Below are 15,246 nucleotides of genomic sequence, written 5' to 3' on the forward strand. Positions count from 1 at the left end.
CACAGAAGTTGAGGAAGGCACCAAGCGTACAGGGCACGGCCTCACCGGTGGCCCAATACCCATTCGGCAATGCCCGGCCAGGCGGCCTTGAGCGTGCCGCTGCCCATGAACAGGCCGATGTGCCCGCCGGGCACCAGCTTGCGCACGATCTGGTGCTTGGGCGTGCCGATCAGGTCGGCAGCGGCGAAGACCTGCTCGGGCGTGGTGATGTCGTCGGCCTCGCCGCCCAGCAGGTAGGTGGGGATGGTGATGTCGCGCAGCGACAGCGCGCGCCCCAGCCCGACAAAATGCCCCTTGGCAAAGCGGTTCTCCTTGAACAGCTGTTCGATGGCCTGCAGGTAGTAGGCGCCGGGCAGGTCCACCGGGTTCTCGTACCAGCGCTCAAACTGCTCGGTGCGGGCGACCTGGCTCCTGTCCTCGATATTCTGGTAAAGCGTGGCGTACTTGTTGGCGTACTGCTCGGCCGGGTGCATGTTCTTCCAGCCGGCCAGCATCAGGCTGCCGCGCATGAGGCCCTGGCCTGCGGCCACCATGTCCCGGTAGGTCTGCAGCGGCAGGCTGTGCGCCAGGCGCTTGATCGGGCCATCGCCAGCATCGGTGTCGATGGGCGAGCCTGCGAGCACCAGGCTTTTGACCTTGCCGGGAAAGCGCGCCGCAAACATCGCGCTCAGCCAGCCGCCCTGGCACAGACCCATAGGGCGTGTCATCACCCATTTCACCCCCGCGCTGGCCCCGGCATGCGGATGGATGCGCGAAGCGCGGCGCAGCCCATAGTGGACTATGGGCAAGCCGAGCGACAAAGCAGACGCCGCATGCCGGGGCCAGCCCGAAGGGAAAGCCTGCAGCGCGGCGCATTGCGGCGTTGCCCTTCGCTTGCGTAGTCGTGCTACGCGGCACTCAGGGCGCCTTGCACTGCACCGCGCTGCAGGCTTTCGCGGGGGTGAAATGGGTGATGACACGCCCTTGTGGACCTGGCCACCCAGGTCGTCCACCGCCACGTTGAGCTCGGCCAGGTAGGTGTCGATGTCGAAATAGCGCATGGCCGGCGTGGCGCTCTTCCAGTCGGTCACCAGCACGCGCGGCGCACCGGCCGCCATGAGCACCTGCACCAGGCTCTGGCCGGGCGCGTAGTCGGCAATGGTGGAGCTGTGCCCTGCGAACGGTGCGTCGACCAGGATGGGGATGCCCTGGGCCGCGCTGTCGGTGAACTCGCGCAGCCGCAGGGTGGCCAGTTCCAGCCGCACCTGGTTGCGCGTGGCCCATTCGGGCTGGGGCGGGTGGTCGATGACGGCCGCCTCGGTGGCGAAATCGGCGCTGCGCTGCACCAGCGACAGCGCTTGCTCGCCCAGGTGCCAGGCGGCTGCCATGGGCCAGAAGAGGGGCACACTGTGCTCGGCGGGGAGGGGCGATGCCGCGCCTGTGCCGAGCGAAACCTTGCCGTGGTCGGACATGGAAAAGCTCCCAGAAGGGTGCCCTGCGGAGCGCGGCGCACGGGACACCTGTTGCGGTGCAGCAAACAGCTTAACATGGGCATGTGGCACCTTTCCTGGTGCCGCGCCCCCACCCTGATGGAGACCCTTGCATGGACCACGAAGAGCGATTCACCGCCTCCCACTGGGAGGAGTTGCTGCAGCAGATCGATCTGGAGGTCGACCAGATGGCCATCGTCTGCCAGGTGCCGCTGGCCGAGCCGGGGGTGGCCGAACGTGTGCTGGCCAACGACAATTTCGTGGCCGGCCACGAGAACGCAGCGGCCTTCAAGAAGCTGCGCGGCCTGCTGGCCATGCACTACGCGGTCACACGCCAGATGGTGGGCGAACTGGGGGGCGATGCCACGGTGGCCATTGCCGAGCATGTGCGCCAGCACCTGGCGCCACGCATCGGGCACCAGCTGGATGCGCCGGAGAAAAGGGAAACCTAGGGTTACTAGAGTTTCTTGACCAGCACCTGGCTGCGCCGGTCCCAGTTGTACTTGCGCTTGCGTGCGTCGGGCAGCCAGTCCGGGTCTACGGATTGGAAGCCGCGCTTGATGAACCAGTGCATGGTGCGCGTGGTCAGCACGAAGATGCTCTCCAGCCCGGCGGCACGGGCGCGCTGCTCGATGCGCTTGAGCAGTTTTTCGCCATCGCCCGTGCCCTGGCTCTGCGGCGACACGGTGACGGCGGCCATCTCGGCCGTCTTGGCCTCGGGGTAGGGATACAGCGCCGCGCAGCCGAAGATCACGCCATCGTGCTCGATGATGGTGTAGGCGGCGATGTCGCGTTCGATCTCGGTGCGGTCGCGCTTGACCAGGGTGCCGTCCTTCTCGAAGGGCTCGATCAGCTGCAGGATGCCGCCCACGTCGTCGATGGTGGCTTCGCGCAGTTCTTCGAGCTTTTCGTCGATCACCATGGTGCCGATGCCGTCGTGCACATACACCTCCAGCAGCAGCGAGCCGTCCACCGCGAACGGCAGGATGTGGCTGCGCTCCACGCCGGCCTTGCAGGCCTTGACGCAGTGCTGCAGGTAAAAGCCGGTGTCGGTGGGGTTCTGCGCGGTGGGCAGGGTGGCCAGCAGGGCCTGGGCGGCGGCCAGCGGCAGCTCGGTGTCGATGGGGTTGTCCTCGCCCTCGGGCTCGCCGGGCTGCATGCGGATGCCGGGCACCTCGGTCAGGAAGATCAGCTTGTCGGCGCGCAGCTCGATGGCCACGCTGGTGGCCACTTCTTCCATGCTCAGGTTGAAGGCCTCGCCCGTGGGCGAGAAGCCGAACGGTGACAGCAGCACCAGCGCACCCATGTCCAGCGTGCGCTGGATGCCGGCCACGTCCACCTTGCGCACCAGGCCCGAGTGCTGGAAGTCCACCCCGTCCATAATGCCCACGGGCCGGGCCGTGAGGAAGTTGCCCGAGATCACGCGCACCGTGGCACCGGCCATGGGGGTGTTGGGCAGGCCCTGGCTGAAGGCGGCTTCGATCTCATAGCGCAGCTGGCCTGCGGCCTCCTGCGCGCAATCGAGCGCCACCGAGTCGGTGATGCGGATGCCGTGCGAGTACTTCGCCGCATGGCCCTTGGCGGCCAGTTGCTCGTTCACCTGGGGGCGAAAGCCGTGCACCAGCACGATCTTCACGCCCATGGCCTGGATCAGCGCCAGGTCCTGCGCAATGCTGTGCAGCTTGCCCGCGGCGATGCCTTCACCCGTCAGCCCGATCACGAAGGTCTGGTTGCGGAACTTGTGGATGTAGGGCGCCACCGAGCGGAACCAGGGCACAAAGGTGAAATTGAAGACGGCGGACATGGGCAGCTGCTAGGGGTGGGGCGACCGGTGTAATAAGGATATCGGCAGGCGCGCATCATAAGGGCGTACCCCGCCCCCTGCTGAGAGGCGCATCACACACCCTTGCGGAACGCCCCCAGTTTGGCGGCAAACGGCTCCAGCACCAGGCCTTCATCGGGCAGGCCGCCCGGTGCCGGTGGCGCCAGGGCAATGCCGCAGTCCTTGAGCAAAGCCACCATCTCCACCGGGGCGATGGTGCCCTGGCGCAAGAGCGCATCCACCGTGCGGCCCAGGGCCTCGCGGTGGGTCTGCAGCAGCTCCTGGGCGCGGCGGTACTGCTGCTGCATCAGCGCTTCGATGGCGTCGTTGCTCGGCCCCACGTCGGTGTTGACGTGGTTGTCCATCTCCACCGTCACGTCGGTGCGGGCCAGCCGTGCGCCAAAGCCGTGGTGGCGGATGTAGCGAGCCGCATCCGCCGTCACCTGCTTGTAGTCCTGCTCGGCGCCGGTGGTGCAGGCCATCTCGCCAAACACCAGCTCCTCGGCCACACGGCCGGCCAGGCCCACGCACATCATGTCGAGCACGTTCTGCCGCGTGGTGGCCTTGAGGCTGGAGAAGCTGTTGTAGCCGCCCTCGAAGGAAGCGATGTTGATCTTCACCTCCTGCGGCGCGTGGCCGAACAGCACGCAGTACGCCAGGCCGTGGCCGGCCTCGTGCACCGCCAGCAGGGCGCGGAAGTCGGCGTTGGCGCGCTGCTTGAGCCGGTTGAGCTCCAGCATCACCGGGAAGGTGGTCTCCGCCACGCCTTGCGGCCCCTGGCCCTGCACCAGCAGGTGGCGCTTGCCGGGCGCCAACTGGATGGGAAACTCCTGCGCAAGCGGCAGTTGCTCCTGCAGCACCCACAGCGCGGCGTTGACCAGGTTGGCGCTCAGGATGGCGTGCACCGAAGAGAACAGCGGCCGCGTGCCCTGGGCCGGGAAGACGGCGTTGGCATACAGCTCGTCGAGCACGTCCTGCCCGATGGCAAAACGCACGCCGCATTGCGCGGCGATGTCGTCCACATAGCGCGCACACAGGTTGCGGATCAACTGCTCGTAGGTGGCCTTGCTGAACGAGGGGTAGACCACATGCCCGTTGCCCAGGCGCGCGATCTGCTCGGGCTTGAAACGCTCGCCCAGGGCCTTCTTTACGTCGATCAGCGAGAGCTTGCGCGTCAGGCGATGGAAGATGTCGGCGTCGGTATCGCAGTCCTCCACGCGCTGGGCGGTCTCGTGGTACATCTCGTCCAGGTTGCCGCAGACGAAGACCAGGAGCTTGCTGTAATCGGTCTCCCAGGCGTGGTGCGACTGCTGGAAGCGCGTGAACAGCGCCTGCACCTTGGCCGGCGGCCACTGCATGACCTCGGCCAGCGGCTCCTGCAGCTTGAGCATGCGCTTGAGTTCCTGCGCGTCCCAGGCGTCGAGCTGGAAGCGGTAGGGCGCCTTGCCGGCGCGGTCGTCGTCGCCGTCGTCGGCGCGCTCAGCCTCGTAGTGCGCGTCGGCCAGCTTGCGCTCGATGTTGGACAGTGCGCTCAGCGCGGGCGGCAGGCGCCCATCGGAGAGCAGGGTCCAGACGTCCTGGTAGCGCTCGACCTTCACGTCCTCGCCCTTGCGGTCCACGGTGCGAAAGCGCTGGAACTCGTCGAGCACCAGGATGCCGGGCGCACCCTCGGTGATGCCCGAGTCGCCCAGCATGCCCGAGATGGTGGAGCTGCGGTAGCTGGCGCCGTGGCTGAAGCCGTCCATCTGCACTTCCACGAAGCGGTCGTAATAACCCAGCAGTTGCGCCAGGCGCCGCGTGAGCTGGGTCTTGCCGGTGCCGGTCAGGCCCCACAGGCAGACGATGACCGGCCGCGTGATGAGCTGGGGCAGCACGTACCAGGCGCGCACGGCATCGATGACGCGGTCGATCACGTCGTCGATGCCCACGAGCTCGGCCTTGAGCTGCACGGCCGCCTGGGCCAGGGCCTGCTGGCGCACGGCCAGGTCCGCGGCGCTCACGGCGCCCGCCAGTTCCGGCCCGCCGTGGGCGTGTACCGGGGCGGGCGCGGCATGCGCTGCCGGGGTGGACACCCCGCCCGCAGCCAGGGCAGCGGTGGGGTGCAGGGGGTGCCGCAGGTGTGGCGGCACGTCGTTGGTGAATGGATTCATATCGTCAATCAATCGCTTTGCAGCTTGCCTTGGGTCGCCTTGCGCAGGGCGACGTTGTCCGCGCGGCGCTGGGCCCCGCGGCTGCGTATGTGCTTGCCTGCCGCGCTGGACAGGCTGCGCTGGGCCAGCGCGGTGGCCACAGGGTTTCGGGGCGGGCCCGAGGATTCGAGCTTCAGCACCAGGGGCTGCTTCATACGGCGCAGCTTCTTGATTTCACCCTGGGCGTAGGCTCGGGATAATTTTTGGGCACTCATGTGTGCGTTCCACAAACAAAAAACCCCGGCGATGGAGCCAGGGCTTGTGGAGCGCCGCACTGGGTGCGAAAGAGCGCTTGTTGGCCGTGGCTGGACTCGTGAATGCACAGTCCAGCCGGGGCGATGGACTGTGGTCAGGCGGGAGCGAACAAGGGAACCAACATAGCGATGACCTCCAGGGCTTTCAGCGGCGGCCGACATGGCGCTGCAGGGCTGAAAGAAAGAAGACGCGATTGTGGCGAGCCGCGCCGCCTGTGGCAAGCCGCAGCCACAGCGAAGGCCATCAACTGTCGCGTGAAAGGAACAGTGCCGGGCCGGGCGGGTTGGGTTCAGTCGCCCTGGCGGTAGAGGCTGCCCGCGGCGTACAGCCACTCCTGCTGGTCCTGCGTCTGCACGACCAGCTCGACGAGGTCGCGCCCGGCGTTGAGCGGCACCCGCACCGCCATGCCGGCGCGGTCGGCCGAGAGGGGTAGCAGGAACTGCCGGTCGTCCCAGAACAGATAGCCGCGCAGTTCGGGCAGTTCCCGCAGGGTGGCGGTGGCCTTGCCGCCAAGCGCCAGCAGCATTGATTCGGGCGCCTCGTTGGCCAGGATCCAGGTGCTGTCCAGGCGGTCGGCCCAGGCGGCGGGCAGCGGGGCGCTGGCGCGCGGCATCTGCTCGGCCATGGGGGTGGTGGTCCAGTAGTGCCCGGCGCCCGCAGGTTCGCGCGACATCAGGTAGCGCCGGCCTTCAGCTTCTTCCCAGCGGTAGTGCGTGCCGGGCTTCGCGTCGGCCCACCACCAGCCGTCGCTGCGCAGGCGCAGCCCTTCGCACAGCGGTTCCCAATCCCTGAGCGCGGCGGACCACACCCAGAGGTCGATCTGCTGGCCGTCGGCCGAGAGCACCTTCAAGGGCTTGGCCGCCCGGCCATAGATGCCGAGCACGGCTTCGACGGCCGTGGACGAGGACGTGGCCGTCGGCGGCACGGTGGTGCTCACCTTGAGCGGCAGGGCCTGGAGCTGGCCTGTCTCCTGCAGGGCCCGCAGCAGAATGCCTTCGGCGATGGGGCCGGGACGAAACCCCGGCGCATTGCCCGTGAGCAGCAAGGCCATGCCGGCCTGGGGCAGCACATGGAACTCGCTGGCGTAGAAATTGGTTTCACCGCTCTTGTGCCAGGCCCGCACGCCGGCAGCGGCGAGGCCCGGCTGCCGGGTGCTGTCCCAGCCCAGGCCCCAGTGCCAGTCGGGCGTGAGGTCGATGCGCATGCCCTGGTTCTGGTCGCTGCCCATCTCCAGCACGCCGGCCTTGGAGACCACGCGCTGCCCATCCTGCTCGCCGCCCTGGATCAGCAGGGCGGCCAGCCGCATCATGTCGCCCGGCGTGGTGCACAGGCCGCTGGTGGCGTAGCCCATCACGAATTCCTGGCCCTGGCGGGCAGGGCCGATGTAGCCGGGCGCGAAACTGCCTTCGGGCAGGGGCTGCAGCGTGAAGCCCGAGCGGCCCATGCTCAGCGGGGTGAGGATGGTGGACTGCACGAAGGTGGTGTAGCTCTGGCCCGTGACCGCCTGCACGATGCGCTCGATGAGGGTGAAGCCATCGTTGCAATAGACGGCCATGGCGCCGGGGGCATGCTTGAGGTGCATGTTGGCCAGCGCGCCTTCCAACCCCGCCGCGTACCCGGGCAGCGGGGCAAAGGCGAACATGTTGTGCAGGTAGGTACCGGGCAGGCCCGAAGCGTGGCTCAGCAGGTGGCGCACGGTGATGTCGCGGTAGCCGGCCGAGAGCATGCTGAACTGCGGCAGGTAGCGCACCACCGGCGCATCAAGCTGCACCAGCTGGCGGTCCACGAGGATCATCACGGCCAGCGCCGCAAGCACCTTGCTGACCGAGCCGACGTTGAACCGCGTTTCCGGCGTCGCGGGTGTGGCCGGGCCGTCGCGCAGCACCCCGAAGGCCTCCTGCCAGACGATGCGGTCGCCGTACATCACCGCGATCGAGGCGGCCCGTGTCTCGCTGGCCTTCATGGCCTGGCGGATCTCGCGGCGCCCCCAAGCCATGGTGGCATCGAGGTTGGGCGGGGGAGACCCGCTGCCGCCGCAACCCGCCAGCCACGGCGCAAGCGCCGCTGTGCCGGTCCATGCCAGCCATTCGCGGCGCGATGGGCGGGGCGGCTGCGGGTCCGGGGAGGGCGTGGAAGCAGGGGGCTGCAAAGGCATGCGGGAGTTTTTTGGCTGCGCGCGGCGTGAAGATGTGGCCGGGGGTGATTACATCCTGAAAACCACCCCCTTCAGCCCTTGCTCGGGGTCGGCACGGGTGGCTTTTTTTGCACGACAGCCGTCCATGGGGCTGGCGCGCATGGCCGGTGTTGCACGGGGCCAACGCAGGCCTCGGATAATGCAGGCCTTCATGACCGACTCCACGCCTTCCATTTCCCCGCCTGCCGTCCCGCGCGCAGCGCCGCTGCGCATCACGTTTCCCGAATCCCTGCCCGTCTCGGGCAAGCGCGACGAGATCATGCAGGCCATGCGCCGTCACCAGGTCGTCATCGTTTGCGGCGAGACCGGCTCGGGCAAGACCACGCAGCTGCCCAAGATCGCGCTGGCCCTGGGCCGGGGCAAGTGCAATGCGCCCGCCGGCCAGAAGGGCCAGTTGATAGGCCACACCCAGCCGCGCCGCATTGCGGCCAGCAGCGTGGCCAAGCGCATCGCCGAGGAACTGGAGACCCCGCTGGGCGACGTGGTGGGCTTCAAGGTGCGCTTCCAGGACCGGCTCTCGCGCGACGCGTCCGTCAAGCTCATGACCGACGGCATCCTGCTGGCCGAGACGCAGACCGACCCGCTGCTCAAGGCCTACGACACCATCATCATCGACGAGGCGCACGAGCGCAGCCTGAACATCGACTTCCTGCTGGGCTACATCCGCCAGATCCTGCCGCGCCGGCCGGACCTCAAGGTGGTGGTGACCTCGGCCACCATCGATGCGGACCGATTTGCCAGGCATTTCGAGTCCAGCAAGGGCCCCGCGCCGATCATCTATGTGTCCGGGCGCACCTTCCCGGTGGAGCAGCGCTGGCGCCCGTTCGAGGAAACGCGCGACCATGGCCTGAACGAAGCCATCGCCGATGGGGTGGACGAGCTGTGGCAGGGCAACGCCTCGGGCGACATCCTGATCTTCCTGCCTGGCGAGCGCGAGATCCGCGAGGCGGCCGACCACCTGCGCAAGCACCTGTCGCACCACCCGGTGTTGCGCAGCGCCGAGGTGCTGCCCCTGTTCGCGCGCCTGTCGCAAGCCGAGCAGGACCGCATCTTCGACGGCCACACCGGGCGGCGCCTGGTGCTGGCGACCAACGTGGCCGAGACTTCGCTCACGGTGCCCGGCATCCGCTATGTGATCGATGCGGGCACGGCCCGGGTCAAGCGCTACAGCTTTCGCAGCAAGGTGGAGCAATTGCTGGTCGAGCCCATCAGCCAGGCGGCCGCCAACCAGCGCGCAGGCCGCTGCGGCCGGGTGGCCAACGGCATCTGCATCCGCCTGTATGACGAGGCGGACTTCAATGCCCGGCCGCGCTTCACCGACCCGGAAATCCTGCGCAGCTCGCTGGCCGGCGTCATCCTGCGCATGAAATCGCTGCACCTGGGCGACGTAGTGCAGTTCCCGTTCATCGAGGCGCCCTCGGGCCGCGCCATCGCCGACGGCTACCAGCTGCTGGGCGAACTGGGCGCCGTGGACGATGCCAACGAGCTCACGCCCATGGGCGTGGAGCTGTCGCGCCTGCCGCTGGACCCCCGCGTGGGCCGCATGATTTTGGAGGCGCGCGACCGCAAGGCGCTGGACGAGGTGCTCATCATCGCCAGTGCGCTCAGCGTGCAGGACGTGCGCGACCGCCCCATGGAGGCCCAGCAGCAGGCCGACCAGGCGCACGCCAAGTTCGACGACGAGAAAAGCGAGTTCAGCGGTTACCTCAAGCTGTGGAAGTGGATCAACGAGGCCCGGGGTGGGGCGCCCACGCTGCCCTCGGCCCGCGCGCAAAAAGCCATGGCCAACCAGCGCGCGCCCTCGCACGCCCATCTGCCGGTGGCACAGCGTTCGGTGGCAGCCGCTGCTGCACCCGTGGCCGCTGTCGCCAGTGCGGCTGCGCCCACGCACAAGCTGAGCAACCGCCAGTACGAGCAACTGCTGCGCCAGAACTTCATCAGCATCCGCCGGCTGCGCGAGTGGCGCGACATCCACACCCAGCTGCTCACGGTGGTGACCGAGCACAAATGGGCCATCAACACCCAGCCCGCGAGCTACGAGCAACTGCACCTGTCCATGCTGGCGGGGCTGCTGGGCAACATCGGCGCCAAGGGCGAAGAGGAAGACTGGTACCTGGGTGCGCGCGGCATCAAGTTCTACAAGCACCCGGGTGCCCACCTGTCCAAGAAGCCCGGCCGCTGGATCGTGGCGGCCGAGCTGGTGGAGACCACGCGCCTGTTCGGCCGGGGCATTGCCGCCATCGAGCCGCAGTGGCTCGAGCAGGTGGGCGGCCACCTGCTCAAGAAGCAACTGCTCGACCCGCACTGGGAGAAGAAGTCGGCCGAGGTCACGGCGCTGGAGCGCGCCACGCTCTACGGTATCGTGATCTACAGTGGCCGGCGCATCAATTTCGGCAAGATCGACCCGCATGCCGCGCGCGAGATCTTCATCCGCGAGGCGCTGGTGGGCGGCAACTGGGAGAGCAAGCTGCCCTTCCTGGCCGCCAACCAGAAGCTGATCGCCAAGGTCGAGGAGCTGGAGCACAAGTCGCGCCGCCAGGACGTGCTGGTGGATGACGAGCTGATCTACGCCTTCTACGACCAGCAACTGCCGCCCGACGTGTGCAGCGGCCATGGCTTCGAGGCCTGGTACCGCGAGGCCTCGCGCCAAAATCCCGACCTGCTCAAGCTCACGCGCGAAGAACTCATGCGCCACGAGGCGGCGGGCATCACCAGCAACGCCTTTCCCAAGACCGTGCGCCTGGGCGGGGTGGACTGCGCCGCCACCTACCTGCACGAGCCGGGCGACCCGCGCGACGGCATCACCGTGACCATTCCGTTGTTCGTGCTCAACCAGGTGAACGACGAGCGCTGCGAGTGGCTGGTGCCCGGCATGCTCAAGGACAAGATCCAGGCCCTGCTCAAGAGCCTGCACCAGCGCCCGCGCAGCCGCTTCGTGCCGCTGCCCGAGAACGCCGCGCGCCTGGCCGAGCTGCTGGGTGCGCCCGAGCGCTTCGGCCAGGGCGGGCTGACCGATGTGCTGCTCAAGCAGGTGCGCGACGAGACCTCGCTGGACGTGAAGCGTGCCGACTTCAAGCTCGACATGCTCAGCCCGCACCTGTTCATGAACTTCCGCGTGGTGGACGAGCATGGCCGCCAGCTCGGCCATGGCCGCAACCTCGGTGCCCTGAAGGCCGAGTGGGGCGCCAAGGCGCGCGGTGCCTTCCAGGCACTGGCCGGGCTCAAGCTGGCTGCTGGCGCCCCTGCGCCCCAGGCGCCTGCCCCGGCTGCGCCCGCACCAGGCAAAACAGCTGCTGCGACGAAAGCACCGGTGGCAGCAGCCCCTGCCAAGCCCGCTGCGCCGGCCGGCCAGCGCTACACGGCCTGGACCTTCGGCGAACTGCCCGAGCTCATGGAGATCAAGAAGGCTGGACAGACGCTGATCGGCTTCCCCGCCCTCATCGACGGCGGCGATGCCGTGACCATCGAGGTCTTCGACGAGCCCGAGGTGGCTGCGGCCAAGCACCGCGCCGGCCTGCGCCGCCTGTTCGCGCTGCAGATCAAGGACGCGCTCAAGTACCTGGAGAAGAACATCCCCGACCTGCAGAAGATGGCCGTGGCCTACATGCAGGTGGGCCGCAATGCCGACGGCACGGGCGGCGGCACGCAGGAGGAACTGCGCAACCAGATCATCGACGTGGCGCTGGACCGCGCCTTTCTGCTCGACCCGCTGCCCACCGACGAGTTCGCCTTCAAGCGCCGAATGGAGGAGGGCAGGGGCCGCCTGACCCTGATCGCCAATGAGGTGGCGCGCCTGGCAAGCACCATCCTCATCGAGTTTGCTGCGGCCGCGCGCAAGATCAAGGACACAAAGAACGCCCCCGAGGCCACGCAGGACGCCCAGCAGCAACTGGCCCGGCTGATGCCCAAGAACTTCATCGCCATCGCGCCCTGGACACAACTGGCCCACTATGCGCGCTACCTCAAGGCCATCACCCTGCGCCTGGACAAATACCGCGCCGACCCCGCGCGCGACGCCGCCAAGCTGGCCGAGCTGCGTCCGCAGGAGCAGCGCTACTGGCGCCTGGTGGCCGAGCGCAAGGGCCAGGTGGACAGCCGCATGCAGGAGCTGCGCTGGCTGCTGGAAGAACTGCGCGTGAGCTTCTTCGCGCAGGAGCTGCGCACGCCGCAGCCGGTGAGCGTGAAGCGCCTGGAGAAGCTGTGGGCGCAGGTCAATAGCTGAAGCGGGAGGGCATGCCGATCCGGTCTTTCCGGCCGGCATGCTTCCAACGCATGGCAATGCAATACAATAAACATTCCATCCAGATGGTTTGTTTTTTTCATGACCGAAGCCCACCGCCGCCAGAAGCACCCCGAACTGGTGCGCAGCCAGTTGCTGGCCGTGGTGCGCACGCTGCTGGTCGAGCAGGGGCCTCATGCCGTCACGCTCGATGCCGTGTCGGCCCGGGCCGGTGTGACCAAGGGCGGGCTGCAGCACCACTTTCGCAGCAAGCAGGCGCTGCTTGATGCGCTGAGCGACCAGCTGTTCGAGGAATTCCAGCAGGGCTATGCCCAGGCGCTGGCCATGGAAGAGGAGGGCAGGCCGGGCCGCCATGCCCGGGCCTACATCCGCACGGCGTTCGACGAAGGCACCGATTGCAACCGGGTGGAGGCCCAGCGCGCCATCGGCCTGCTGGCGCTGACCTTGCCCCACTGCCGGGAGCAGTGGAGCGCCACGATGCAGGCCGCCCTGGCGCAGGATGGCGATGACCCTCGAACAGCCGACCGCCTGCTGGCCTGCCGCCTGGCGGCCGACGGCTACTGGTTCAGCCAGATGCTCGATGTGTACCCGATGGACGAGGCGCGCAAGGCCCGCGTGCTGAAGACCCTGCTGGATCTGTGCAACTGATCACCCTGTCAAAAGCGAGTACCCATGAATCTCACCACCGCCTACCTGTTGCTCGGCATTGCCATCGTTTCAGAAGTGATCGGCACCTCGGCGCTCAAGGCCTCCGAGGGGTTCACCCGCCTGGGGCCCAGCGCCATCACGGTCGTCACCTATGGCCTCTCGTTCTACCTGCTGTCGCTCACGCTCAAGACCCTGCCCGTCGGCATTGCCTATGCCATCTGGTCGGGCGTGGGCATCGTGCTGATCTCGGTCGTGGGCTGGGTGGTCTACGGGCAGAAGCTCGACCTGCCGGCGGTGGTCGGCCTCGGTCTGATCATTGCGGGCGTGCTGGTGGTGAATCTCTTTTCCAAGAGCGTGGGCCACTGAGCCCGCTCTTTCTTTCCTGATTTTCTGGTGATGCCATGACCGCTTCGTTCGCCTGCTCTTCCTCCGCTGCCACCTCGCCTGCGGTCGTGCCCATCATCGGCCAGACCCTGGCGCGGTTCGACGTGCTGGCGCTGTTGGAGCGCGGTGCCGGCCCACTGCATTTCGAGCAATGTGACTTCGAGGGCGCGGACCTGTCGCAGCTGGACTTGCGCGGGGCGCAGTTCACCGAGTGCACGCTGGCCGAGGCGGCTTTTGAAAAGACGAACCTCGCCGACAGCCGCTGGCTGGGCTGCCGGGCCGGGCGGGCCAACTTCCACCTGGCGGACCTGACCGATGCACGCTGGTACCGCTGCGACCTGAACAACACCAGTTGGGCACGCAGCAAGCTCGGCTCTGCCGTGTTCGCCGAGGTCAAGCTTACCGGCGCAAGCTTTCGCGAGGCACACACGCTGGGCTTGGCGTTTCACGACTCGCTGCTGGTGGGCGCGGACCTGCGCGGCATGTCGTTCAGGAAGCAGACCATCGGCCAGCTCGACCTGTCCGATGCCGACCTGGGCGGCTGCGATTTCCGCGACGCGGTGTTCGAGGGTGGCAGCCTGCGCGATGCCAACCTCAAGAATGCGCGCTTCGACGGCGCCGACCTGCGCGAGGTCGATCTGTCCGGGCTGCGCATCGCCCACCTGGCGCAGTTCTTCAAAGGGGCGGTGATCTCGCAGGACCAGGCTGCAGCGCTGGTGAGCGAGCTGGGCGTGCGGGTGATGTAAGCCCGGCCGGCCGGGTCAGGCCTTGTTTTCGTGCTTGTGGATCTGGTCCGGCTCCGGCGAGAAAAGGTCCCAGGTCGCCATGAACAGTGCCGCGATCACCGGGCCGATCACGAAGCCCGTGAGGCCGAACAAGGCCAGCCCGCCCAGGGTGGAGATGAGCACGACGTAGTCGGGCATCTTGGTGTCCTTGCCGACCAGGATGGGACGAAGAACATTGTCCACCAGGCCGATGACGCCAATGCCGTAGGCGATCAGCACGACACCTTGCCACACGGCGCCGGTGGCCAGGAAGTAAATGGCCACGGGCAGCCAGATGAGGCCTGCGCCCACGGCGGGCAGCAGCGACAGGAAGGCCATGAGCACGCCCCAGAGCACGGGGCCCTGGATGCCCAGGATCCAGAAGATCAGCCCGCCCAGGGCGCCCTGCGAGGCTGCGACCACGATGTTGCCCTTGACGGTGGCGCGGATCACGGTGGTGAACTTGGTGACCAACTGGCGCTTGTGCTCGGTCTCGAGCGGAATGGCGCGGCCGATGCGCGCGCCCAGCGCCGCGCCATCGCGCAGCAAGAAGAACAACAGGTACAGCATGATGCCGAAGCCCACCAGGAACTCGAGCGTGTTCTGGCCGATGCTGACGGCCTGGGTGGCGATGAACTGGCTGGCCTGCACCGCCACGGTCGATAGCCGCTCCTGGATCTGCGCCACCGAAGTGAGGTTGAAGCGGTCCAGCAGGTTCACGGCCCACTGGGGCAGGGCGGCGATGACCTGCTGAAAGTAAAGGCCGAAATTGAGCTGCCCTGTGCGCGTGCGCTCGTAGATGGCGGTGGCTTCCTGGATCAGCGATATGGTGAGAAAGGCCACCGGCAGGATCACGATCACCAGGCACAGCCCCAGGGTGATCAATGCAGCCAGATTGGTGCGCGGGCGAAGGCGCCGCAGCACCTTGCGGTGCAGTGGTGCGAACAGGATGGCCAGCACCATGCCCCAGAACACCGCGCCGTGGAACTGCCAGAGGATGGCGCCGAAGGCCACGGTGACCAGCACCAGTAGCAGCAGGAAAGTCTTGTCTTGGAGTGTGTTGGGGCTCATTGGAACCTGTTGAGAACGTATACCCGCCCTATCGCGTGTACCCGCAATGTACGCGAGGTGCTGCGGCGCCCTGCATTTCCATGGGGCCCGGATACATATGGCCCGTGCTTTTGGGCCTTGATGCAGATCAGTGGCACAATGCAGCCCGTACCAAGGCCCTTCCCCAGCCACAGTCGCATCCGCCAATCGGTTCAGCCGTGTCGCGGAAGG

At 67.5% G+C, this 15,246-nt stretch carries 11 protein-coding genes; 5 read left to right on the forward strand and 6 right to left on the reverse strand.

What is annotated here, in order from left to right:
• Positions 1 to 41: 41 nt before the first annotated feature.
• Complete coding sequence (locus AC07X5_RS17710) at positions 42 to 1,451, reverse strand: alpha/beta fold hydrolase (RefSeq protein WP_494771216.1); 1,410 nt, start codon at positions 1,449 to 1,451, stop codon at positions 42 to 44.
• Between the two features lie 131 nt (positions 1,452 to 1,582).
• On the opposite strand from AC07X5_RS17710, the gene AC07X5_RS17715 reads away from it, so the two are divergent.
• Entirely contained in the window at positions 1,583 to 1,921 is a 339-nt protein-coding gene (locus AC07X5_RS17715) for a hypothetical protein (RefSeq protein WP_409954573.1), read from the forward strand.
• A gap of 5 nt (positions 1,922 to 1,926) precedes the next feature.
• On the opposite strand, the gene argA is transcribed toward AC07X5_RS17715, so the two are convergent.
• The 4 genes from argA to AC07X5_RS17735 all read right to left on the reverse strand — a co-directional run bounded on the left by argA (position 1,927) and on the right by AC07X5_RS17735 (position 7,731).
• Positions 1,927 to 3,273 carry an amino-acid N-acetyltransferase gene (gene argA, locus AC07X5_RS17720; protein ID WP_409954572.1) on the reverse strand — a complete coding sequence of 449 codons (1,347 nt, stop codon included), beginning with the start codon at positions 3,271 to 3,273 and terminating at the stop codon, positions 1,927 to 1,929.
• 92 nt (positions 3,274 to 3,365) lie between these two features.
• Entirely contained in the window at positions 3,366 to 5,441 is a 2,076-nt protein-coding gene (locus AC07X5_RS17725; protein ID WP_494771217.1) for an AAA family ATPase, read from the reverse strand.
• Positions 5,442 to 5,449: 8 nt separating this feature from the next.
• A complete protein-coding gene (locus AC07X5_RS17730) occupies positions 5,450 to 5,695 on the reverse strand; it encodes a hypothetical protein (protein ID WP_409954570.1) in 246 nt (81 codons plus the stop codon).
• A gap of 329 nt (positions 5,696 to 6,024) precedes the next feature.
• Positions 6,025 to 7,731 carry a serine hydrolase domain-containing protein gene (locus tag AC07X5_RS17735; protein WP_494771218.1) on the reverse strand — a complete coding sequence of 569 codons (1,707 nt, stop codon included), beginning with the start codon at positions 7,729 to 7,731 and terminating at the stop codon, positions 6,025 to 6,027.
• Between the two features lie 349 nt (positions 7,732 to 8,080).
• Between AC07X5_RS17735 and hrpA the strand changes: the two genes are divergently transcribed.
• The 4 genes from hrpA to AC07X5_RS17755 all read left to right on the forward strand — a co-directional run bounded on the left by hrpA (position 8,081) and on the right by AC07X5_RS17755 (position 13,947).
• Positions 8,081 to 12,151 (forward strand): ATP-dependent RNA helicase HrpA, encoded by a 4,071-nt coding sequence (gene hrpA / locus AC07X5_RS17740; RefSeq protein WP_494771219.1) that lies wholly within the window; start codon positions 8,081 to 8,083, stop codon positions 12,149 to 12,151.
• Positions 12,152 to 12,250: 99 nt separating this feature from the next.
• Positions 12,251 to 12,817, forward strand: coding sequence for a TetR/AcrR family transcriptional regulator (locus tag AC07X5_RS17745; RefSeq protein ID WP_494771220.1), 567 nt, complete (start codon positions 12,251 to 12,253; stop codon positions 12,815 to 12,817).
• A 24-nt stretch (positions 12,818 to 12,841) separates the two neighbouring features.
• Entirely contained in the window at positions 12,842 to 13,183 is a 342-nt protein-coding gene (locus AC07X5_RS17750) for an SMR family transporter (protein ID WP_494771221.1), read from the forward strand.
• A gap of 35 nt (positions 13,184 to 13,218) precedes the next feature.
• Entirely contained in the window at positions 13,219 to 13,947 is a 729-nt protein-coding gene (locus AC07X5_RS17755; protein ID WP_494771222.1) for a pentapeptide repeat-containing protein, read from the forward strand.
• A gap of 15 nt (positions 13,948 to 13,962) precedes the next feature.
• On the opposite strand, the gene AC07X5_RS17760 is transcribed toward AC07X5_RS17755, so the two are convergent.
• Positions 13,963 to 15,036: an AI-2E family transporter gene (locus AC07X5_RS17760; protein WP_494771223.1), complete on the reverse strand. Its 1,074-nt coding sequence runs from the start codon at positions 15,034 to 15,036 to the stop codon at positions 13,963 to 13,965.
• Between the last annotated feature and the right edge of the window lie 210 nt (positions 15,037 to 15,246).

The organism is Acidovorax sp. GW458-11-26-14-TSB4 (genome assembly GCF_059423865.1).

Excerpts from the sequence above, each read along its gene's own strand:
- AC07X5_RS17710 (WP_494771216.1), bottom strand. The coding sequence starts at position 1,451 with ATGTCCGACCACGGCAAGGTTTCGCTCGGCACAGGCGCGGCATCGCCC.
- AC07X5_RS17715 (WP_409954573.1), top strand. The coding sequence starts at position 1,583 with ATGGACCACGAAGAGCGATTCACCGCCTCCCACTGGGAGGAGTTGCTG.
- argA (WP_409954572.1), bottom strand. The coding sequence starts at position 3,273 with ATGTCCGCCGTCTTCAATTTCACCTTTGTGCCCTGGTTCCGCTCGGTG.
- AC07X5_RS17725 (WP_494771217.1), bottom strand. The coding sequence starts at position 5,441 with ATGAATCCATTCACCAACGACGTGCCGCCACACCTGCGGCACCCCCTG.
- AC07X5_RS17730 (WP_409954570.1), bottom strand. The coding sequence starts at position 5,695 with ATGAGTGCCCAAAAATTATCCCGAGCCTACGCCCAGGGTGAAATCAAG.
- AC07X5_RS17735 (WP_494771218.1), bottom strand. The coding sequence starts at position 7,731 with ATGGCTTGGGGGCGCCGCGAGATCCGCCAGGCCATGAAGGCCAGCGAG.
- hrpA (WP_494771219.1), top strand. The coding sequence starts at position 8,081 with ATGACCGACTCCACGCCTTCCATTTCCCCGCCTGCCGTCCCGCGCGCA.
- AC07X5_RS17745 (WP_494771220.1), top strand. The coding sequence starts at position 12,251 with ATGACCGAAGCCCACCGCCGCCAGAAGCACCCCGAACTGGTGCGCAGC.
- AC07X5_RS17750 (WP_494771221.1), top strand. The coding sequence starts at position 12,842 with ATGAATCTCACCACCGCCTACCTGTTGCTCGGCATTGCCATCGTTTCA.
- AC07X5_RS17755 (WP_494771222.1), top strand. The coding sequence starts at position 13,219 with ATGACCGCTTCGTTCGCCTGCTCTTCCTCCGCTGCCACCTCGCCTGCG.
- AC07X5_RS17760 (WP_494771223.1), bottom strand. The coding sequence starts at position 15,036 with ATGAGCCCCAACACACTCCAAGACAAGACTTTCCTGCTGCTACTGGTG.